The following is a 20,867-nucleotide window of genomic DNA, read 5'->3' as shown; positions in this document are numbered from 1 at the left end:
TCCGAAGGGGTTATGTACCCCAGACAGACTACGAATACATCCGCAAGAGATGAGGATTCCACCCCTGCGGTCCGCCGTACAGATGGGATCTGATGTTAGCCTTGGTAGTTCGGTGACGCCCGATCGGTCGACGATCAACGTGTCATCGAACGTGGACCATTATGTGTGAGTGTGTATCAACATTCACCGCCAACAGACCCTCCCCTCACGGGGAGTAACATATAGCATTCCGGTTGATCCTGCCGGAGGTCATTGCTATTGGAGTCCGATTTAGCCATGCTAGTTGCACGAGTTCAGACTCGTAGCAGATAGCTCAGTAACACGTGGCCAAACTGCCCTATGGATCCGGATAACCTCGGGAAACTGAGGCTAATCCGGAATACCGTTCAACACCTAGAGTGGTGTGAACGCGAAACGTTACGGCGCCATAGGATGTGGCTGCGGCCGATTAGGTAGACGGTGGGGTAACGGCCCACCGTGCCCATAATCGGTACGGGTTGTGAGAGCAAGAGCCCGGAGACGGTATCTGAGACAAGATACCGGGCCCTACGGGGCGCAGCAGGCGCGAAACCTTTACACTGCACGATAGTGCGATAAGGGGACTCCGAGTGCGAGGGCATATAGCCCTCGCTTTTCACGACCGTAAGGTGGTCGTAGAATAAGTGCTGGGCAAGACCGGTGCCAGCCGCCGCGGTAATACCGGCAGCACGAGTGATGACCGCTATTATTGGGCCTAAAGCGTCCGTAGCTGGCCACGCAAGTTTATCGGGAAATCCGCGCGCTCAACGCGCGGGCGTCCGGTGAAAACTGTGTGGCTTGGGACCGGAAGACCAGAGGGGTACGTCCGGGGTAGGAGTGAAATCCCGTAATCCTGGACGGACCACCGGTGGCGAAAGCGCCTCTGGAAGACGGATCCGACGGTGAGGGACGAAAGCTCGGGTCACGAACCGGATTAGATACCCGGGTAGTCCGAGCTGTAAACGATGTCTGCTAGGTGTGGCACAGGCTACGAGCCTGTGCTGTGCCGTAGGGAAGCCGTGAAGCAGACCGCCTGGGAAGTACGTCCGCAAGGATGAAACTTAAAGGAATTGGCGGGGGAGCACTACAACCGGAGGAGCCTGCGGTTTAATTGGACTCAACGCCGGACATCTCACCAGCATCGACAATGTGCAGTGAAGGTCAGATTGATGATCTTACTGGAGCCATTGAGAGGAGGTGCATGGCCGCCGTCAGCTCGTACCGTGAGGCGTCCTGTTAAGTCAGGCAACGAGCGAGACCCGCACTCCTAATTGCCAGCAACACCCTTGTGGTGGTTGGGTACATTAGGAGGACTGCCAGTGCCAAACTGGAGGAAGGAACGGGCAACGGTAGGTCAGTATGCCCCGAATGTGCTGGGCGACACGCGGGCTACAATGGCCGAGACAGTGGGATGCAACCCCGAAAGGGGGCGCTAATCTCCGAAACTCGGTCGTAGTTCGGATTGAGGGCTGAAACTCGCCCTCATGAAGCTGGATTCGGTAGTAATCGCGCCTCAGAAGGGCGCGGTGAATACGTCCCTGCTCCTTGCACACACCGCCCGTCAAAGCACCCGAGTGGGGTCCGGATGAGGCCAGTGCAACGCTGGTCGAATCTGGGCTCCGCAAGGGGGCTTAAGTCGTAACAAGGTAGCCGTAGGGGAATCTGCGGCTGGATCACCTCCACAGACCGGGATCAGGCCGTCGTGCCTGACCCACCTTGACTCGTGGCGCTTTGCGCCACGCAGTCCACGTTCGATCGACCAGCGTTCGGCCGATCGGGCACCTTTGAACTACCGAGGCTAACACAATACGCTCTGTCCGCCCATCGTGGGCGGACGTGGGCCCATAGCTCAGTGGTAGAGTGCCTCCTTTGCAAGGAGGATGCCCAGGGTTCGAATCCCTGTGGGTCCATGTCTCGGAGGAAATCTCGGATCGTGCCCCTTAAGTGGGAGACGGCCCGACGATTGAATCCGAACGAACCGATGCACCACCCCGTGTAAACGCGGGTGGGAAGGGTTAATGCATGCCGCGTCTACGGCGTGCAGATGAGACCGTGTGTACGTGTAGTCCAGGCGTCCACTGGACCCGTTCCCGGGTCACTACGTGGTCGTAACATCCGTTACGACTGCCGATCCGATGAACGTGGCTACTGTGCCAGCTGGTGGATCGCTCGGCTTGAGAGCTGACGAAGGACGTGCCAAGCTGCGATAAGCCTGAGGGAGCCGCACGGAGGCGAAGAACTCAGGATCTCCGAATGGGAATCCCCACCGCAATTGCTTCGCGCAATGGGGAACGTCGAGAATTGAAACATCTTAGTATCGACAGGAAAAGAAAGCAAACGCGATGTCGTTAGTAATGGCGAATAAACGCGACACAGTCCAAACCGAAGCCTTCACGGGCAATGTGGTGTTCGGACTGACAATCACTCTCCGGAAGCCGACAGGAAGTCTCTTGGAATAGAGCACGAAACAGGGTGACAGTCCCGTATTGTCGACGAGTAAGAGACGAGTCAGTTCCAGAGTAGCGGGGGTTGGATATCCCTCGTGAATATCGCGGGCATCGACCGCGAAGACTAAACACTCCTCAAGACCGATAGCGAACAAGTAGCGTGAGCGAACGCTGAAAAGCACCCCACGAAGGGAGGTGCAATAGGGCGTGAAATCAGTTGGCGATGGAGCGACAGGGCACACAAGGTCCCGGACAAAATGAATCAGGTGCGAACCTGTAGTAAGAAGTTTGGGAAGCCGGTGTTCTGTCGTACGTTTTGAAAAACGAACCAGGGAGTGTGCCTGTTTGACGAGTCTAACCAGATCATCTGGGAAGGCGTAGGGAAACCGATATGGTCGCAGTGCTTTGCACCAGGACCACCGTGTTCAAGCGCGGGGAGTCAAACGGGTACGACCCGAAACCGGACGATCTAGGCGTGGGCAAGATGAAGCGTGCCGAAAGGCACGTGGAAGTCTGTTAGAGTTGGTGTCCTACAATACCCTCTCGTGACCTACGTCTAGGGGTGAAAGGCCCATCGAGTCCGGAAACAGCTGGTTCCAACCGAAACATGTCGAAGCATGACCTCTGCCGAGATAGTTTGTGGGGTAGAGCAACGGATTGGGGGACCGCACTCCGAGAGGAGTGCGCCCCCCTGTCCAACTCCGAACCTACAAACGTCGTTTGACGCAGGGAGTCCGGTGCACGGGGTAAGCCTGTGTACCGTGAGGGAGACAACCCAGAGCTGGGTTAAGGTCCCCAAGTGTAGACTAAGTGCGATCGAAGGTGGTCTCAAGCCCTAGACAGCCGGGAGGTGAGCTTAGAAGCAGCTACCCTCTAAGAAAAGCGTAACAGCTTACCGGCCGAGGTTTGAGGCGCCCAAAATGATCGGGGCTCAAGTCTACCACCGAGACCTAGCAGTGCGGTTCACACCGCAATCTTGTAGGTTGGCGTTCTGTTCGGGTGGAAGCACGGAAGAGATTTCGTGTGGACCGTTCAGTAACGAAAATCCTGGTCATAGTAGCAGCGTTAGTCGGGTTAGAACCCCGACGGCCGAACGAGTAAGGGTTCCTCAGCAATGCTGATCAGCTGAGGGTTAGCCGGTCCTAAGTCTGCCCGTAAGTCGACGCAGACAACAGGGAAATAGGTTAATATTCCTATGCCAGTGTGCACTCAAAGCTGACGCTTTGGGGCCGCCTGAGCCGGGCTTTCGCCCGGTCGAACTGTCGAAGAGCGTGGAAGCCGTAATGGCACGAAGCGTTCGAATGGCAGGATCGCGCAAGTCAGGTCTACCCAGAGCCCGTGAAAAAGCGAGCACACTGTCCGTACCGAGATCCGACACAGGTACTCATGGCGGCGAAAGCCAAGGTCTGTCGGGATCAACCGACGTTAGGGAATTCGGCAAGTTAGTCCCGTACGTTCGCAATAAGGGATGCCTGCCTCGCGAAGAGGCAGGTCGCAGTGACTCGGGCGCTCCGACTGTCTAGTAACAACATAGGTGACCGCAAATCCGCAAGGACTCGTACGGTCACTGAATCCTGCCCAGTGCAGGTATCTGAACACCCCGTACAAGGGGACGAAGGACCTGTTAACGGCGGGGGTAACTATGACCCTCTTAAGGTAGCGTAGTACCTTGCCGCTTCAGTAGCGGCTTGCATGAATGGATCAACGAGAGCGCCACTGTCCCAACGTTGGGCCCGGTGAACTGTACGTTCCAGTGCGGAGTCTGGAGACCCCCAAGGGGAAGCGAAGACCCTATAGAGCTTTACTGCAGGCTGTCACTGAGACGTGGTCGCCATTGTGCAGCATAGGTAGGAGGCGTTACACAGGTACCCGCGCTAGCGGGCCACCGAGCCAACATTGAAATACTACCCGATGGTGACTGCGACTCTCACTCCTGGCGGAGGACACTGGTAGCCGGGCAGTTTGACTGGGGCGGTACGCGCCTGAAAAGATATCGGGCGCGCCCCAAGATTTCCTCACTCGGGTCGGAGACCCGAGGAAGAGCGCAAGAGCAAAAGGAAGTCTGACAGTGTCCGGCACAACGACGGACGCTGACGCGAAAGCGTGGTCTAGCGAACCAATTAGGCTGCTTGATGCGGCCAATTGCTGACAGAAAAGCTACCTTAGGGATAACAGAGTCGTCACTCGCAAGAGCACATATCGACCGAGTGGCTTGCTACCTCGATGTCGGTTCCCTCCATCCTGCCCGTGCAGAAGCGGGCAAGGGTGAGGTTGTTCGCCTATTAAAGGAGGTCGTGAGCTGGGTTTAGACCGTCGTGAGACAGGTCGGCTGCTATCTATTGGGGGTGTTACGGTATCTGACGGGAACGTTCGTATAGTACGAGAGGAACTACGAATGGGTGCCACTCGTGTACCAGCTGTCCGGAAGGGCACGCGCTGGGCAGCGACGCACCACGGGGTAAGAGCTGAACGCATCTAAGCTCGAAACCCACCTGAAAAAGAGATACCACTGAGATCACTCGTAGAAGACGAGTTCGATAGACTCGGGGTGTACGCACCAAGGCAACGAGGTGTTGAGCCCGCGAGCACTAATCGATCGAGCCACACATTCATACTACATCGCATTGGATCCGTGACGCGAGAACGGGTCCGGACGCAAACTGGACTACACGTATATTACGGTCTTGGACACACCGACCGATATTGGTATCACAACGGTTCGATCCCGTTGATCGGCATTACGGCGGCCACAGCGGCGAGGTTCCTCCCGTACCCATCCCGAACACGGAAGATAAGCTCGCCTGCGTTACGATCAGTACTGGAGTGGGCGACCCTCTGGGAAATTCGTTTCGCCGCCACCATTCATACTCACAACCCTACAGAGCCACTGCATTGCAGTGGCCCTGTGGGGTTTTCTGCGTATATACCGAGTATAGTGACAATGACGGCGATTGTGCCGTACCGCTATGCTTAAACGAACGCAGTAACAACGGTAAGATGCGCCAAGGTGGCAGAGTCCGGCCGAACGCAGCGGCCTGCAGAGCCGCCCACCGCCGGTTCAAATCCGGCCCTTGGCTTCTATAGTTTTCAATCAGGGGAAGTGACAACAATTTTCACTCTACCTAGGAGCTCGTCTCTGTGATCCCGACGCCCAATCCTCGATATTTCGCTAGAACGCTACTTTCGATCGACACTGAGTAGACATGTTATCGTGAGCCTCTCGCTCTTGACGTTCAAATCTCGATAACTGTTTTGCCGCTCGTGAATCTGCTCACCGAAAATGCGGGTCGAGCGCGATTTGAACCATCCCAAGATGGTCCTGCTCGTTCGCTTCGTTCACTGCATGAGCTGGGACTCGTCTCCTTCAAATCGCTTCGGATCCGTTACTGCCGACTCACGAGTTCGTTCGCCGTCAGGAAGCGGGCCGGGCGCGATTTGAACACGCGACCGTCTGGTTAAAAGCCAGACGCTCTGCCAAACTGAGCTACCGGCCCTGTGTTTTCCTATTCCGGTGAGTGGCGGTTAAACGTTTCTTTCTCCGCCGCCGATAGGGAGCTGCCGGCGAGCGGTGTCCGTTTTATTCCAGATGGTTATCGAGTGCGTCGGTAACGAGCTGGCCGGGGTCGACACCTTCGATGGAGGCGCGTCGACGGAGATCGCGGTAGGTGGTCGGTGAGAGCGTGACTTCGAGTTGGCCGACGGTGACGCCGTGGTCCGCGAGGGCCTCCTCGATCGGAGTACCGTCGTTGATGGCGCTGGCGACGCTACGGACGTCGCGGACGGTGAGGTCGCCGTCGAGGGTGGCCCATGCGAGGAGGAGACGCGCTTCGCCGCCAACTCGGGCGATGTGTTTGGCGGCGGTCGGCGCGATCTGACCGAGTGCGACCTGTTTGCGGACCGACCGCGGGAGATCGTGGACACGGGCCCACTTCCGGATGAAGGAGACGGTAGCGTCACCCCCGGCGCGTTCGGCGGCGGCTTTGTAGGAGCCTTCACCGCGAACGAGGGCGGCACAGGCGGCTGCGCCACGGAGCATATAGAGGTGGTCGTCGTTGGTGTTGCCAGCGGCGAACTGACGGACGGTTTCGGCGGCGTCCGAGAGGCTCTCGGGGTCGGTGGGATCGAACTGAACGGCTTCGCGAGCGCGCGTCCCGGCGACCGATTCGTCGCCCCGGATAACTGGTGTCCCAACGGGCGACTCGCGGTCCGTCGGGATCGATCGCCCGTTCTCGCCGCGGCGCTGTGTCCGATCACCGGGCCGATTATCAGTCATGAACCTCGGTACGAGTCTCGCCGCCAAAAAGGTCGTTGCCGTGGCGAAATTCTCGCGTTACTCGTCGCGTTGTTCGGCGAGATGCTCCCAGATCTCCGTACAACCGGCCCCTTCTTCGATATCGTCGAGGTGGGCGTCGTCGCGCTCCTCCGCGTCCTGCTCGACCGGCTCTGGTTTGCATTCGGCTGCGTCAGTCATGCCTGCCCCTTGGAACCCTACCGTCATAAGTATCGCTTCGGCCGCAAGCGATACCCGTGCTCTGTCTTACGGGAGTATTATGCCGGTATCTCTGACGGACAACGCTCTCGATACGTACTTTTTCCAAACGGATACCGTCGAAACGTATCATACGAAAAAGGTGGCAGCACTGTAGCAGAATGGGGGACTATCGGATACGGACTGTCACGGTAACAGAGTAATGGTCACCGATCGAGGCACAGCTACCAAAGGGCTGCCAAGATGGTCGAAGCCGCAGGATCGACAGCTGTCGGGTTCTCTGGCGTGTCGCTTTCTCTCTCGTTCGAGCTGTCCCGTCGATTTGATTCCTGTATGAGAGTTGGAAAGACAAAATACAGTGATGGAGACGGGTCGTGCGGGTCCGTAATAGATCGCTATCGTCGATCGATGGCTGTGTAGCAACGAATTGTCCGCTGGTAAATAATTATTTCCGCCATCGGCTCGAGTCAGCAAGGGTTTCACTGCGATCAAGTTGTGGCAAAATCGGCCGCTAGGTGTGGCGCTCGTTTCGGCGTACTATCGGCCGTTCGTCACGATCGCTGGAACTCGTGTGCGTGGCCGGGCCGTTCGGATCCGTCTTGGAGTCTCGGATTTCGGATGCTCGTCGTCGGTACGGACTCGAATTCACCGAAGTACTGCTCGCGGCTGTGATCGATCACGAGGGGTTTGATCCCCGTTGTGGTGCTGGATAGCTGTGTCTACGGGTGGACCGTACGGATACCCTACAATCCGGAACCGGGAGCGGTATCTGGCTCGTGACAGCCACCAGTATAAGTGAGCGGGGCGTGAGGATCGAACTGAATGTCCGATCGACTGATGACGGTTAACGCGTACACGACGCTGGATTACGTCGAGGGGAAAGCAGTGGGCGAGACGTTCGAATGGGAGTCAGTTGCCGTCGTGAACGCGACCGCCGACCGTGAGGATCCCGACAGCGTTCGCCTCCAACTCGAGTTCGACAATCTATCCGAGGAACACCTTCCTAAACACATGGAAGATCTCGAGTTAACACCGGAGCAGGCGCGTGCGCTGGCCGCCGACCTCGAGAAACACGCGGACCGAGTCGAGGATGCTACGGAGACGGACGCTACTGAGTAATCGGTTGGACCGATCGCTGCCGATGCGGCGGTTCTTCGGGGGCATAAATTAGTTGTTACACGACTCATTCTTGCTAACATATGACATGGTTATACGATGCCACGAGTGGTGACGGTCGTGATGATCGACGATGGGTGACGTTCCGACGAAAACGGCTCGAGCGGAGTGGGGAAGTCGATTCGGGTTCTTGATGGCGATGATCGGCGCTATGGTGGGGGCCGGGAACATCTGGCGGTTCCCGTACGTGATGGGGAACAACGGCGGTGGCGCGTTCGTCCTCGCGTTTCTCACGTTACTGGTCGTCCTCGCGGTGCCGGGGTTGATGGCGGAGGTCGCGCTGGGCCGGTACGCGAACAAGGGGGTGATCGGCGCGTTTCGGGAGGTGGTCGGGCGGGGCGGACTGGTCGGCCTCGGCGTCGTCGTGTTGTTGGTGAACATCGCGTTGATGTCGTACTACTCGCCGGTGGTCGGTTGGACGCTGTACTACGCCGTTCACTCGCTGCTATTCACCTTTACGTCGAGTGGCTTCCAGGCCGAGCCGTTCATGAACGAGTTCTTTGCGAGTTCGCTGCTCGTGATCGCCCTCCACACGATCGTGATGGGGTCGATCGCGGCGATTCTCGTGCTCGGCATTCGCCGGGGCGTCGAGCGGATCGTCGTCTACGCGGTGCCCGCCCTCTTTCTCTCGCTCGTCGTCATGGCGATCAGGGGACTCACTCTGCCCGGAGCGAGCGAGGGGCTCGCCTTCGCCTTCGGGATTCAGTGGGAGTACCTGGCCGAGAGCGACACCTGGATTACCGCGCTCGGGCAGGCGCTGTTCTCGACCGGCCTCGGCTGGGGGATCGCGCTGACAGTCGGCAGCTACCTCCGGGAGTACGACGACGTCCCGCTGGGCGGTGGCCTCTTCACTGCGATCGGGGAGTCGAGCGTCGGCATCCTCGCGGCGCTCGCGATCTTCCCCATCGTCTTCGCGGTCGAAGGGGTCGAACCGGACGCCGGCGCGGGGCTCGCCTTCGTCTCGCTCGTACAGGTGTTCCCCGAGATTCCGCTCGGGGGAATCGTCGCGATCCTCTTTTTCCTCGGGTTCTTCCTCGCGACGTTCACGTCGGGACTGCTCATCACCGAGGTGAGCGTCACGACGCTCAGCGAGGAGACCCGGTTCGATCGGACCCAGACGACGCTCGGCGTCTGCGGTGCGATCTGGCTGCTTGGGCTGCCCAGCGCCTACTCCGTGGCTATCCTCGACTATCTCGACTTCGTCTTCGGCAACTGGGGACTGCCCCTCGCGACGATCGCCATCATCGGCGTCATCGGCTGGGTGATGGGACCACAGCGCCTGCGGCTACTCTCGGTCAACCGAAACGCAGGGATCTACGTCGGTCGCTGGTGGGATCCCGTTATCAAGTACGTCATCCCGTCGGTGATGATATTCATCGTGGCCTACTTCGCCTACGATAATTTCGGAACCCCCGAGATGATCGGCGGTATGTTCGTCCTCGTGGTCTTCCCCCTCGTCGGCTACGTCTTCATGTCCGTCCTCGAGGGACGGGGTAGGCAACCGGAGGGTGGCGAAGTACCCGGAGGTGACGACTGATGGCGGCGCTCACGCCCGAGGTGCTCGGGATGCTCGCGTTCACCCTGCTCGCCTTCTACGGTGTTGCCGGATGGGCACTCGTTCGAACCCTGCGTCAGGAGAGCCGAAAGGTCGAAATCCTCAACTACCAGGATCGGATGGAAACCTACTCGCCGGAGGCGCTCGCGGAACTGCGCGACTGGATCGAAACCAACCCGGACGATCCGCTGGTCGACCAGGCTCGCCGCCAGCACAACGAGTGTGTAACCGTCCTCCGGCAGACTGATAACCACTTCTACGACTGGTCGGATGCGGAAATCGACCGCCTCGAGACGGTGTAACCGCTACATCACTCGATCCGATGACCGGCCCCGAACGCGAGTATATCTGCCGAGACGCGTACGGCTTTTAGTATCCGGGGTCTTAGTCGGACGTGTGACAACGCCCGCGCCGGAGGACGGCGAGGAAGTGCGGATCCGATCGGCGGAGCGCGCGGATCTGCTCGCGGTCGTTCGCATCGAGAACGCCTCGTTTTCCCAGCCCTGGCCCTACGACGCGTTCGAGCGGTTCCTCGGCGAACCCGGGTTTCTGGTCGCCGAAACGAACGGGCAGATCGCCGGCTACGTCGTCGCCGACGTGACCCAGCAGATCGGCCGCGCGCTGGGGCACGTCAAGGACATCGCCGTCCACCCCGAGCATCGCGGGGACGGTGTCGGTTCGACGCTCCTGTCGCGATCGCTCGGCGTGCTCGCGGCCCGCGGTGCGGAGACGGTCAAACTCGAGGTTCGACGGTCGAACGACGACGCAAAACGCCTCTATCGTGAGTTCGGATTCGATCCGCTTCGGCGAGTCCCCGAGTACTACGGCAACGGCGAGGACGCGATCGTGATGATCCGGAAACTCGAGTAGCGGGTTTGCGAGACGTTTTACCGTTCGCAACCGGTATCGTCACGCATGGGATACGCCTGTCCGGTCTGTGACGTCGAGGAGGCCGACGCGGTTCATCTCGCGAACCACCTCGCGATCACCGCGTCGCTCGGTCGCGAGGAACACCGCGAGTGGCTCGCGGAGCACGCGCCCGACTGGAGCGACCGGAGCCCCGAGGAACTCGGCGAGATCGTCGCGCCACACGCCGAGGAGATCGACACCCCCGACTTCGAGGACTCCGGCCACGGTCACGAGCGCGGCCGCCCGGGATCGCTCGAGGAGGGGATCGCCCGCCAGAGCCGCCAGCCCGGTCGCGGAGCGATGACCGCCGAAGCGAAGGACGTGCTTCGGGAGGCCGCGGAGCTGACTCGCGAGATGCAGTCCTCGAGCGAGAGCGACGGCGATGGAGACGGTGATGAACCGGTCTCGAGTCCCGACGACGCGGACAGCGACGTCGACGGGAACGGAAACGCGTAACTGCCAGTCGGCCGAGGATCCGGATATGCACACGGTGGGAACGTTTTCCTTCGAGTCGGCCGAAGACGCACGCACACAGTACGAGTCGGTCGGTCCCGCGGCGCAGACGGTCGTCCGGGAAGTCGCGAAGGCCATGGCGTTCGATCGCGAGGAGTACGACGAACGCGTCACCGGCGACGTCGTCGAGACCGCTCGCGATGCGCTATTTGCGAGTCTGCTCGCGGTTCGCGTCGGGAGCCGCGAGGAGTTCGAGGACTGGCGCGAGTCCTACGACGGCGAGGTGACGGAAACCGGCCACGAGGACGTCGACCACGTCGTCTGGCACGCGGGGCCGGACGCCGAGGCCGTCGCGGCGACTTTCCAGAACGAGGAGGACGCGGCGGTGGCGACGCTCCGCCGGCAGGCGTTCGGCCGGTTGTATCGGGACCTCGTGTAGCCGAACTCGACTATCCGATCTGCTCGACGAGTAACCGGTTCGTAGCGACCACCACCTATTATCCGCTCGAGCGCCCACTTGCTCACGATGACGACACCCGACGAGTGGGACCTGCTCGAGGAGCGAACCGAGTACGAGACGGGCTGGTACGACGGCGGATACGATCTGCTCGAACAGCCCGACGGGACGCAGAAGCGATACTACTGGGCGGATCTGCCGCCCGCGGTCGTCGTGGTCGCGCGGATCGACGGCGGCGTCCTCGCGGATATGGACGGTGTTGCCGGTGAGGGTGCGAGCGGCAGCGACGATCGCATTCTGTTCGTCGAACAGTACCGCCCCACCATCCGCGAGACCCACCTCGAGCTCCCCGCGGGAATCGTCGAGGACGGCGAGTCCTACACGGGGGCGGCGACGCGCGAACTCGAGGAGGAAACCGGCTTCCGACCCTCGAGTACGGCCCTGTTGCAGGAGTATGCGGTCGCAACCGGCGTCCTCCGACACGACCGCGCGATCGTCTACGCCGAGGGACTCGAACCCGGCGAGCGGGAACTCGACAGCAACGAGTTCCTCGAGGTGACGACGGTGCCGGTCGACGAGGCGCTCGAGCGGGCTCGCGAGCAGCCGACGAACGACGCGACGCTGGGGGGGCTGTTGCTGGCGAAAGAGGACGGGTTGTTGTAATGCTATAGTGACCTACACCCGGAGCTGCCGATTGGAACGCGCGGCCGGTTCCCCTCTACCGATTCGGAAATAGAGTACGAGGCCAACGATTCCACCGAAGAACACGATGAACGCCCAGACCGTCGGACTGTGGGGGCTGTTCGTCTGACAATCACTGTATACCCAGATCACTGCGGCGATCCAGGCGACGAACAACACCGGCAAGCCGATGACGAATGCCGTTCCAGCGGCTCCCATCGGAACTATCGCAGTAGCCATTACTGGGACCAGCAAATAGCTATATTATATGTCTTTTGTTCCTATCTTTTAGTCTCAGAAAAAGTGTCCCAGACAGGATCGCGAGCGGGTTCGGTGACCGTTCCAAACCCCTGATCTTATTCGAGTCGACATCCAATCCGACGATAATGGACGGCGAAATCTCTACTGACGAAGTCAAAGAGCTCCTCGAGGACGATGCGGACGTTCGTATCGTCGACATTCGCGACGAGCGGAGTTTCGAACACAGCCACATCCCGGACAGCGAGAACATTCCCTTCAACCAGCTCATGGACCGCATCGACGAACTCGATGGTGAGGATCACATCGTCACGGTCTGTCCCCACGGAAAGGCGAGCGTACAGGCTGCACAGCTCATCGGGTCCTACGAGGGGACTGCCGACGCGCGCGTCGAGAGCATGGAGGGTGGACTCGACAAGTACGGGATGAAGCACGGGCTCGTCCGCGAGGACGACGAAGCGGAAACGACCGAACAGGAATCCCCGTTCTGATCGTTGCGGGAGCCGTTTTCGAAACGAACTCGAGTCGACGAGCGGTGGCTCGATGCCGACGAGTGAGAGCCGGTAGTGACGCCACTGGTCGATGACTGTCGCAAAAAACCGATCGTAGCGTCGTGCGCGATCGTGGGTTCGGAAGTCGTCTCAGAGCATCGCGGGCATTAGGCGACGTTGAAGCCGCGGTCCCGAAGGAACTCTTCGATGCGGCCGGTGTGGTTCCCCTGGAGCTCGATCTGGTCGTCCTCGACGGTCCCACCACAGGCGAATTTGGACTTGAGATCCGACGAGAGACTGTCCAGATCGACGTCCTTCGGGTCGAATCCTTCGACGATCGTTACCTCTTTCCCGTATCTGCGCTCGTCAATGCGGATGTTGAGCTGTTGTTGGCCCTTCGCCACGTCTTCGCAGACGCAGAGTTCCTGGGGCAGCCCGCACGTCGAGCAGACTTCCGACATTACGTTCGTAGGTATGAAACGGGCATATTAAACACTATCGGGACCCGCATGCCCTCGCGTGGTTCTTTTTTAATGTGTCCGGCGAGAGTACCGCTCGCTAACCGCTCTCGAACGAACTCACGTCTCGGTTGACCGAATTACCCGCCGGTTCGGCTCAGGCATCAACGAAGGCGACCGACTACCGGGAGCCGACTTCGGGCGAGATCGTCGACGATCTCGATCGCGTCGTCGGCTTCCGCCCGGCCGACTCCGTCGCCGTAGGTCGCGCGTTCGTAGTACTCGAGGACCCGCTCGACCCCCGGATCGAGCGACTCCTCCGCGGCGGTCGTCGTCGATACCGCCTGCAGATAGGCTCGCGGCGACTCCGAGGGACGGCGGGGTCGGTACTGCCGGGCGAACAGTCGCTCGAGGCGGTGGAACGCGCGTCGGGCGTCCCGGTCGGGCTCGCCCCGGAACCCGTGCCAGTAGATGCCGATTGCACGACCGAGACGCGTCGTCGCGTCGGTCCGGCGGGCACCTGCAGCGAGGCCGACGAGGAGGACGAGCCCGAGCGCACCCGTCTCGTACCCGATCGCGACGAGGCGATCGGTGAGCGAGTCGTCGTCCCCGGCCGCTTCCCCGCCCGTGCCCTCATCCGACGTGCTCGGATCGGTTTCGTTATCGGGATCGTCAGGATCGGTTCCGTCGTCCGGATCCGTCTCGTCGGTGGGGTCGTCGGACGGCGACTCGTTCGAGTCGTCGGGATCGGACGCGGGCGGCTCGCCGGGATCGCTTTCGTCGCCGATCGGCACGTCCTCGCTGTCCTCGGTGTCTACGTCCTCGGTACCGTTCTCGCGTGCCTCCTGCAGCCGGTCGGTGTGGACGTCGGCGCGGCTGCCGCCCGGCGTCGGATCGAACTGGACCCAGCCGTGACCCGGGAAGTAGACCTCGACCCAGGAGTGGGCGTCGAGTCCGCGGACGACGTACTCGCCGTTATCGACCTGTTGACCGGTCGTGTAGCCGGTGACGTATCGGGCCGGGACTCCCTCTTCGCGGAGCATCTGCGTCATCGTCGTCGCGAAGTAGACGCAGTAGCCCTCGTCCATCTCGAGCAGAAACCCTTCGGCGACGTTTCCGGCGGGCTGGGAGACGTCGAGCGAGTACCCCTTCGAGGACCGGAGGTGGTCCCGAATCGCGACCGCCTTCCCGTGCGGCGTGTCGCTACCGGCCGTAATTTCGTCGGTCCGCTCCCGGAACTCGCTCGAGGTGTCTTCGGGCGTCTGGAGGTAGTGGTCGGTCACCTCGTCGGGGTAACTCGTTCCGGCTATTCGGAGCGCGTCCGGCTCGGGATCGACGACCGCGCTCTCGACGGCGTAGCTGTCCCCCTCTTGTAGTGGCGTCTCGGGTCGCGGTTGGTCGTGTCTGGAGACGGTCGTCGCTCGCGTCACGTCGCCATCGAGCGCCAGCGGCTGGGGCGCGACGGGCATGATTCCGAGCTCCGTCTCGGCGGTGACGGTCTGTCGGACGGTCCCACTGCTGCTGGGTGGGTCCGCGAGCCGGCCGTCGTACCGGCGATCCTGCCCCGTCCGGACCCACTCGTCACCGGTGAACCGGTCGTAGACGCCGGTCCGCCAGTACGATGGCCGATCGGACTCGACCGTAAACCGAACCTCCGGCGAGAGATCCACCTGCCCGGAGATCCCCGATCGCTGGGGAGCGGAGTCGATCGTCGCCTCGAGCGTGCCGGATTCGCCCTGGACGAGGTGCGTCGGCCCCGTCGGCTCGCCGGGAACGATCGTCACCGACAGCGAGAGGACGACGATCACCGCGAACAGGACCGCGAGCAGATCCGCCTGTGCGATCGAGCCGCCGCGGCGCTCGAGTTCGCCGCCGGCGACGGCCCCGACGGCGGCGAGGGTCCCGGTCAGGGTGACGAGCGTCCCCGCGTCGCCGGTCAACACGAGAAAGCCCAGCGCGAGGCCGCCGGGGACGACGCTGAGCCCGTACCGGCCGCGAACGGCGAGATACCACGAGAGGAAGACGGGAGCGGGCGCGAATCCGAGCGTCCAGATCCCTGCCTGAACCATTCGGAGCACCGGGAGACCGGTCGCGAGCGCGACGGTGTCGGAAACGATCGCGTTCGTTCCGGTGAGGACGACGCCCAGCTCGACGCCGGCCGAAGTGAGGTAGTAGGCGAACCCGAGTCCGGCCGCCGTCAGCGCGAGCGTTCCCGCGGTTCGGGGGCGGATCAGCCGCGCGAGTACCGTCGCCGCGAGCAGCATGAGCCCGACGAGTGCGAACAGCGATCCGCTGCCGCCGACGACCTTCGTGATCCCGTAGAGGACGCTCACGTACGACGCCGTCAGGACCAACACGCACCCGAGGGCGAGCAGACGGACGACATCGGTACTGACGGTCCCCTCCGCGTTCAACGATACCGTTCGATCACCGGCGTGACTGGACGATTTCGTGCTCATGCGGTCATCCCTGGCCGTCTGTTGGTGTCGTGGTCACCGTGGCCGTCGTTCCCGGTCCGGTTTCGGCCCTCCGGTTTCTCCCGTTCCGCTTGCTCGGGCCCGCAGAGTCGATCGAAGGCCAACTCGCGATCGTCGACGACGACTGTCGTCCCGGCTTCGTCGGTTCGGACCAGCACGTCCGCGTTCTGACGGGTTCGATCCGCGAGTTCCCCGGGGCCAGCGACCGCTAACAATTGGAGCAGCTCGCGGTGGTGGGCCCGGCCCGATCCCGGTGGCTGTGTTCCCTCGGGCGTCGCGAGTCCGACCGTTGCACCACGCTCGAGGAGGTAGGTCGCGACGCTGGCAGCGGCCGAGGCCATCTCGTCGCTGCGGTCGACGAGGCAGTCGGCGGCGACCGTGACTGCGCCGGTTTCGTCGTCGTCGGTGTACTCCGTGACGACCAGGTCGTCCTCGGGTCGCTTGGCCGCGGTCTTCCAGTGGACGTCGCGCAACGGATCTCCGCGCCGGTACTCCCGGAGGTGGTCGAACTCCTCGTTCACGAGGCGGTCGGCGACGCTGGCGAGCGCCTCCACGTCGGCTGCGGGCCCGCGGCTCAGGTCCCGAACCCGCGGATAGACGAGAACGGGGGTCGTTTCCTCGTACGCGAATCGCCGCTCGACGAGTCCGAGGATGTCCGTGACGGTGATCGATAGCGGGCCGACCCGGCGCTCGCCCCGCGCCTCGAGTTGCACGTCGTACGCGAACGTCTCCTCGCCGTGGAGCGTGGTGTCTACGTGCGGATCGGTCGTCGCCGAGAGGCCGTCAGCGACGGTATCGCGGACGGTTGCGGCAGCAGCTCCGTCGGTTTCGATCGCGACCTCGACGGATCTCTCCTCGCGAATGAACCCTTCGGTGACCGGCTGGCGAACGACGCGCGGCCGGTCCGCTCGAGCGACCGTGAGCAGGCCGGCCAGCAGGACGACGATCAGGGGAACGACGACGGCGTTCAGCGCCCGGGGGCCGGACTGCCAGCTCAGCGCGACGGCCCCGGAGGCGACGGCGACGACGGTCCAGCCGCGGCGCGTGAGTCTCATTCGACGGCGACGTGCTGGAGTGCGTTTTCGACCACCGTGGCGCCGTCCCGGTCGTGGCCGGTCGTCTTGATTCGGTGGCTCATCACCACGGGCGCTTCGACCTGGAGATCGTCCGGAATGACGTAGTCTCGCCCGTTCGTGACGGCGCGTGCCTGTGCCGCCCGGAGGAGCGAGATCGTACCGCGGGGGCTCACGCCGATGTGTGCGTTCTCGCGCGTATACGCCGCGAGTCGCGTCGCGTACGTTCGAACCGGTTCCGCGACCTGCACCCTCGAAACCGTCTCGCGGGCGGCGACGAGCGTTTCGCGATCGGTGACGGACTCGAGCGATTCGATCGGGTGGTCGCCGACCGTCCGGCCGAGCAGTTCGGCCTCCTCGTCGGGATCGGGGTAGCCCAGATGCAGTTTCTTCATGAAGCGATCGAGCTCGGCGAAGGGCAGGTCGTAGGTCCGGTTCGGCTCGACGGCGTTCTGGGTCGCGATCACGGTAAAGGGCGTCGGGAGGTCGCGGGTCGTGCCGTCGGTCGTGACCTGTCCTTCCTCCATGGCCTCGAGCAGCGCCGCCTGCGTCTTCGGGGGCGCGCGGTTGATCTCGTCGCCCAGCACGATGTTGCCGAAGATGGGACCGGACTGGAAGTCGAACTCGCGGGTCTTCTGGTTGAAGACGTTCACGCCGGTGACGTCGCTCGGGAGCAGATCCGGCGTGAACTGAACGCGGCTGAACGTACAGTCGACCGACCTGGCGATCGCGCGCGCGAGCATCGTCTTCCCGACGCCGGGGACGTCGTCGAGCAGGACGTGCCCGCGTCCGAGGACGGCGGTAATGACGTGTTCGATCACCTCGTCGTGACCGACGATCACGCGCGAGACGTTCGCCTCGATGTCGGCACACAACCGCTCGACGGTCGAGACCTGGAGAGTGTCCTCACCCGTCGAATCGCTACTCCGCTTCGGTGTCGAACTCGCGTCAGTCATGATCTCGAGACGCTCTCCGTGCACCCGGGGACCTGTTCATTAGTACGTCATCGGGGTCTCTCGGACATATGTTTTGTGTCAAATAAATACCCTGCAAACCGAGGGCGCGACAGAACCGGTAGAACTGGTCGGGTGCAGTCGCTCGCGGCGTATCGCTCGCCCGTCTCTCGGCCACTGACCGAGAGCCCGGGTTTGAGAATGCGGTCGCTACCGGACTAACAATCAGAAAACGATACCTCCGTTCGAAACTGCCTAGAGCCGTTCGACGTTAGTCGCGCGCGGCCCCTTTTCGGCCTCCTCGATGTCGAACTCGAGTTCCTGTCCCTCTTCGAGATCAGGACCCCCGATGTCCTCCATGTGGAAGAACACGTCCTCGTCCGCGTCCTCAGTCTCGATGAATCCGTAGCCGCCAGTGTCGTTGAAGAAGTCGACCGTACCTTTCGCCATTGCATCTCAATAGAACCACGACAACAGTATAAAGCTTCGGGAGGACGCTCGCAGGCAGCCCCCCCGAGACACACGCTGTTACCGTCGGCAGTAACTGATTACCACGTTTTGCAGTCGATACAGACCAATTCGCCGTCGGAACGCCAGACGCGGGTACTCGCACCCTCGCACTGACTGCAGGTGTACGTTCCCCACGCGTACGTCGAAAATCCCGTATCGCCTGCCGTCTCCCCGGACCCGTCCTCGGACTCGTCGGCGTCGGGACTCGCGCCCTCGACGGCCGTCGGGGAGTCGACCGGTGGGTCCGAACGGTCGCTGTCTCCGTCGGCCGTGTCTCCGCCCTCTCGTGACGTCTCCGTCGCGCCGTCCTCGTCGGTATCCGTAGCGGCGAAGTCGGAAAGCGTCGCGTCGTCGGTCACGTGATCGGGTACGATCGGTGGCGACTTAGTCTCCCCTCATTCGGGACCGGCACGGCCAAGTAGTACCGGTAACAACCCCCGCGCATGGACACCGTCACGCCGCTGAACGTCATCGTGGACAACCTCGTCGAAATGACCCAACTCTTCAGTGACGTCGCGATGGGCGCGGGGCTCGCGCCACTGCTGGTCCTGATGGGCACGCTCCTCGTCGTCTTCTCGCTGGGCGTCTTCGGCGTTCTCACGCTCGGTGCCGTGGGCAACCTCTTTACCGCAGAATAACCGACTGCGTTTTTCGGCTCAGTTGTCGTCGATCGCACGTCCGAGCGCCTCGCTCGCTCGCTCCACCGCATCGTCGAGGTCCGGTCCCAGCGGGGAGCCGACGACGATTCCGTCGACGTGCTCGAGCGCCGCCTCGAATTGATCCGCGACGGTTTCGGTCGTCCCCGCGATACAGAACGCGTCGATCATCGCGGGCGTGACGCGGCCGAACGCGGTCGGAAGGTCGCCGTCTTCGAGCGCCTCGCTGACCGCGCTCGCCGCCGCCCGGTCGATATCGTGGCGCGCGAGGACCGGCTCGGCCGCTCCGCCGACGATGAACGCGACGGGCGGCCGCGCCGCCTCGCGCGCCTCGGCTTCGTCGCCGGCGACGCTGACGCTCGCGAACGCCAGTGACTCGAACGCCCCGGACTCTGCTGGTCGCTCGGCCAATCCCTGCTCGATCTGGCCGGCCGCCCACTCGAGATCGCGCGGATGCGCGGCGTTGACCAGCACCCCGTCGGCGTGTTTCGCGCTCATCCGGAGCATGTGTGGCCCCTGTGCGCCGACGTAGACGGGAATGCGATCGGACGGCGGCTCGAGGTTGAGCGCCGCGTCTCGAGCGGTGAAGGTACCCTCGTGCGTAATCGTCTCGCCGTCCCAGAGATCGCGGGCGAGGTCGAACGTCTCGAGGACGCGCCGGAGCGGGCTGTCGCGCTCGATGCCGAGGTTCGAGAGCGAAGAGCGGTCGCCCGCGCCGATGCCGAAGACTCCCCGTCCGTCGCTTATCTCGTCGATGGTCGCCGTCTGCGCCGCGAGTTTGACGGGATGGGTTTCGTAGGGGTTGACGACGCCCGGTCCGAGCCGGATCTCGTCGGTGGCGTCGGCCATTCGCGAGAGGACGACGAACGGATCGCGGTTGAAGTAGTGGCTACTCGCGAACGCGACGTCGAACCCCTCGTCCTCCGCGAGCGCGGCCAGCTCGGCGATGCGGTCCGGCGGGTGCTCGGGAGTGAGTTCGATACCCCACGTCGGCTCTCGCTCCGCTCGATTCTCGCCCGTCATCGGTCGAACCTCCACTCTCGCAGTGCCTGCCGGACGAGGTCGTCCTCCACGGATCGGAAGAGTTCGTCGCTGCCCTCGTGGGTACCGAACTCCCAGTCCCGGACGACCACGGCGGGGGTCCCGCCGGCACCCTCGCCGGTCACGAGGTTCGCGGCGGCGGCGAGTTCGTCGACCACGGACTGGACGGTAACGCCGAGTTCGTGACCGTCCCGATCGAGTTCGCCCCGCCAATCCCTGCTCGCGGGCATTCCCGCCCAGCCGATCGCGACGCCGGTCTGTCCGTGACGGAACGGCCGCCCGCAGGTATCGGTCACGACCACTGCGACGTCTTCGATTCCTCTCTCCTCGAGTCCCGTGCGAATCCGCTCGGCGCTCTCCGTCGGTCGCTTCGGCAGCAACAGGAGGTCGTGACCGGGCACGTTCGAGCGGTCGATCCCCGCGTTCGGGCAGATGTGACCGAAGCGAGTCTCCGCCAGCAGGAACGGACAGTCGATCAGCAGTTCCGAACTCTCCTCGATGACTGCCTGCGCGAACCGGGGATCTTTCTCCTCGTCCGCGATCTCCTCGATCCGGTCGGCGATCTCCTGGGCTCGCCCGCTGACGGGGTAGTCCTCGAGATCCGCTGTACGCCCCTCGGATTTCGAGACGATCGTGCTCGCGACCGTGAGCACGTCGCCGGGCTCGAGGGCTGCCCGATCCGCGACGAGGGCGGCGATGTCGTCGCCGGGGCGGATTTCGGGCAGCTCCGCCACGCCGTTGAGTTCCATACTGGTGGGTGGGCCA

Annotated in this window: 20 protein-coding genes, 3 tRNA genes and 3 rRNA genes; 14 read left to right on the top strand and 12 right to left on the bottom strand. The window is 62.5% G+C overall.

Annotated elements, in window-relative coordinates; all coding sequences use genetic code 11:
• Positions 1-226: 226 nt before the first annotated feature.
• From LDB05_RS13930 to LDB05_RS13910, 5 genes are all read left to right on the top strand, one after another.
• Positions 227-1,700: ribosomal RNA gene (locus LDB05_RS13930) — 16S ribosomal RNA — on the top strand.
• 156 nt (positions 1,701-1,856) lie between these two features.
• Positions 1,857-1,928: transfer RNA gene (locus tag LDB05_RS13925), tRNA-Ala, on the top strand.
• Positions 1,929-2,154: 226 nt separating this feature from the next.
• Positions 2,155-5,075: ribosomal RNA gene (locus LDB05_RS13920) — 23S ribosomal RNA — on the top strand.
• A 129-nt stretch (positions 5,076-5,204) separates the two neighbouring features.
• Positions 5,205-5,326 (top strand): 5S ribosomal RNA (rrf, locus tag LDB05_RS13915).
• Together the 16S, 23S and 5S rRNA genes with 2 tRNA genes alongside form the textbook arrangement of a ribosomal RNA operon.
• 140 nt (positions 5,327-5,466) lie before the next feature.
• Positions 5,467-5,542, top strand: a tRNA-Cys gene (locus LDB05_RS13910).
• A gap of 343 nt (positions 5,543-5,885) precedes the next feature.
• On the opposite strand, the gene LDB05_RS13905 is transcribed toward LDB05_RS13910, so the two are convergent.
• The 3 genes from LDB05_RS13905 to LDB05_RS13895 all read right to left on the bottom strand — a co-directional run bounded on the left by LDB05_RS13905 (position 5,886) and on the right by LDB05_RS13895 (position 6,936).
• Positions 5,886-5,959, bottom strand: a tRNA-Lys gene (locus tag LDB05_RS13905).
• 83 nt (positions 5,960-6,042) lie between these two features.
• Positions 6,043-6,738, bottom strand: coding sequence for a DUF7119 family protein (locus LDB05_RS13900; RefSeq protein ID WP_226004592.1), 696 nt, complete (start codon positions 6,736-6,738; stop codon positions 6,043-6,045).
• A 57-nt stretch (positions 6,739-6,795) separates the two neighbouring features.
• Entirely contained in the window at positions 6,796-6,936 is a 141-nt protein-coding gene (locus LDB05_RS13895; RefSeq protein ID WP_226004591.1) for a hypothetical protein, read from the bottom strand.
• Between the two features lie 840 nt (positions 6,937-7,776).
• Here LDB05_RS13895 and LDB05_RS13890 point away from each other — a divergent pair.
• The 7 genes from LDB05_RS13890 to LDB05_RS13860 all read left to right on the top strand — a co-directional run bounded on the left by LDB05_RS13890 (position 7,777) and on the right by LDB05_RS13860 (position 12,167).
• Positions 7,777-8,073, top strand: coding sequence for a DUF6360 family protein (locus LDB05_RS13890; protein ID WP_226004590.1), 297 nt, complete (start codon positions 7,777-7,779; stop codon positions 8,071-8,073).
• 130 nt (positions 8,074-8,203) lie between these two features.
• Entirely contained in the window at positions 8,204-9,667 is a 1,464-nt protein-coding gene (locus LDB05_RS13885) for a sodium-dependent transporter (protein ID WP_226004589.1), read from the top strand.
• Positions 9,667-9,987: a DUF8026 family protein gene (locus LDB05_RS13880; RefSeq protein ID WP_226004588.1), complete on the top strand. Its 321-nt coding sequence runs from the start codon at positions 9,667-9,669 to the stop codon at positions 9,985-9,987. Before LDB05_RS13885 ends, LDB05_RS13880 begins: the two co-directional genes overlap by 1 nt.
• Before the next feature lie 94 nt (positions 9,988-10,081).
• A complete protein-coding gene (gene rimI, locus LDB05_RS13875) occupies positions 10,082-10,555 on the top strand; it encodes a ribosomal protein S18-alanine N-acetyltransferase (protein WP_226004587.1) in 474 nt (157 codons plus the stop codon).
• A gap of 45 nt (positions 10,556-10,600) precedes the next feature.
• Positions 10,601-11,050, top strand: coding sequence for a DUF5810 domain-containing protein (locus LDB05_RS13870; RefSeq protein ID WP_226004586.1), 450 nt, complete (start codon positions 10,601-10,603; stop codon positions 11,048-11,050).
• 25 nt (positions 11,051-11,075) lie between these two features.
• Positions 11,076-11,486, top strand: coding sequence for a DUF5809 family protein (locus LDB05_RS13865; protein ID WP_226004585.1), 411 nt, complete (start codon positions 11,076-11,078; stop codon positions 11,484-11,486).
• Positions 11,487-11,573: 87 nt separating this feature from the next.
• Positions 11,574-12,167, top strand: a complete 594-nt coding sequence (locus tag LDB05_RS13860; protein ID WP_226004584.1) for an NUDIX hydrolase — start codon at positions 11,574-11,576, stop codon at positions 12,165-12,167.
• 12 nt (positions 12,168-12,179) lie between these two features.
• Here the strand turns inward: LDB05_RS13860 and LDB05_RS13855 are convergent, their stop codons facing one another.
• Positions 12,180-12,425 (bottom strand): PLDc N-terminal domain-containing protein, encoded by a 246-nt coding sequence (locus LDB05_RS13855; protein WP_226004583.1) that lies wholly within the window; start codon positions 12,423-12,425, stop codon positions 12,180-12,182.
• Positions 12,426-12,571: 146 nt separating this feature from the next.
• On the opposite strand from LDB05_RS13855, the gene LDB05_RS13850 reads away from it, so the two are divergent.
• Entirely contained in the window at positions 12,572-12,934 is a 363-nt protein-coding gene (locus LDB05_RS13850; RefSeq protein ID WP_226004582.1) for a rhodanese-like domain-containing protein, read from the top strand.
• A 167-nt stretch (positions 12,935-13,101) separates the two neighbouring features.
• On the opposite strand, the gene yciH is transcribed toward LDB05_RS13850, so the two are convergent.
• The 6 genes from yciH to LDB05_RS13820 all read right to left on the bottom strand — a co-directional run bounded on the left by yciH (position 13,102) and on the right by LDB05_RS13820 (position 18,764).
• The gene (gene yciH / locus LDB05_RS13845; RefSeq protein WP_006183677.1) at positions 13,102-13,395 is read right to left on the bottom strand and encodes a stress response translation initiation inhibitor YciH; all 294 of its coding nucleotides are present in this window, start codon (positions 13,393-13,395) and stop codon (positions 13,102-13,104) included.
• A gap of 161 nt (positions 13,396-13,556) precedes the next feature.
• Positions 13,557-15,851: a transglutaminase TgpA family protein gene (locus LDB05_RS13840; RefSeq protein ID WP_226004581.1), complete on the bottom strand. Its 2,295-nt coding sequence runs from the start codon at positions 15,849-15,851 to the stop codon at positions 13,557-13,559.
• A complete protein-coding gene (locus LDB05_RS13835) occupies positions 15,848-16,924 on the bottom strand; it encodes a DUF58 domain-containing protein (protein ID WP_226004580.1) in 1,077 nt (358 codons plus the stop codon). The genes LDB05_RS13840 and LDB05_RS13835 overlap by 4 nt, the downstream gene beginning before the upstream one ends.
• Positions 16,921-17,898: an AAA family ATPase gene (locus tag LDB05_RS13830; RefSeq protein ID WP_226004579.1), complete on the bottom strand. Its 978-nt coding sequence runs from the start codon at positions 17,896-17,898 to the stop codon at positions 16,921-16,923. Before LDB05_RS13830 ends, LDB05_RS13835 begins: the two co-directional genes overlap by 4 nt.
• A gap of 252 nt (positions 17,899-18,150) precedes the next feature.
• A complete protein-coding gene (locus LDB05_RS13825) occupies positions 18,151-18,345 on the bottom strand; it encodes a cold-shock protein (RefSeq protein WP_226004578.1) in 195 nt (64 codons plus the stop codon).
• A 98-nt stretch (positions 18,346-18,443) separates the two neighbouring features.
• Entirely contained in the window at positions 18,444-18,764 is a 321-nt protein-coding gene (locus tag LDB05_RS13820; protein ID WP_226004577.1) for a DUF7573 domain-containing protein, read from the bottom strand.
• An 84-nt stretch (positions 18,765-18,848) separates the two neighbouring features.
• Here LDB05_RS13820 and LDB05_RS13815 point away from each other — a divergent pair, with 84 nt between their 5' ends.
• Positions 18,849-19,043, top strand: coding sequence for a DUF8024 family protein (locus tag LDB05_RS13815; protein WP_226004576.1), 195 nt, complete (start codon positions 18,849-18,851; stop codon positions 19,041-19,043).
• Positions 19,044-19,061: 18 nt separating this feature from the next.
• Here LDB05_RS13815 and LDB05_RS13810 read toward each other — a convergent pair whose 3' ends face one another.
• Positions 19,062-20,084, bottom strand: a complete 1,023-nt coding sequence (locus LDB05_RS13810; RefSeq protein WP_226004575.1) for a 5,10-methylenetetrahydromethanopterin reductase — start codon at positions 20,082-20,084, stop codon at positions 19,062-19,064.
• Entirely contained in the window at positions 20,081-20,851 is a 771-nt protein-coding gene (locus tag LDB05_RS13805) for a coenzyme F420-0:L-glutamate ligase (RefSeq protein WP_226004574.1), read from the bottom strand. The genes LDB05_RS13810 and LDB05_RS13805 overlap by 4 nt, the downstream gene beginning before the upstream one ends.
• Positions 20,852-20,867: the final 16 nt, after the last annotated feature.

It is taken from the genome of Natrinema salinisoli (genome assembly GCF_020405205.1).
In the GTDB taxonomy this organism is placed as follows: domain Archaea; phylum Halobacteriota; class Halobacteria; order Halobacteriales; family Natrialbaceae; genus Natrinema; species Natrinema salinisoli.
The sequence above is the reverse complement of the archived record's forward strand: the minus strand, read 5'-3'. Positions and strand labels throughout refer to the sequence as shown.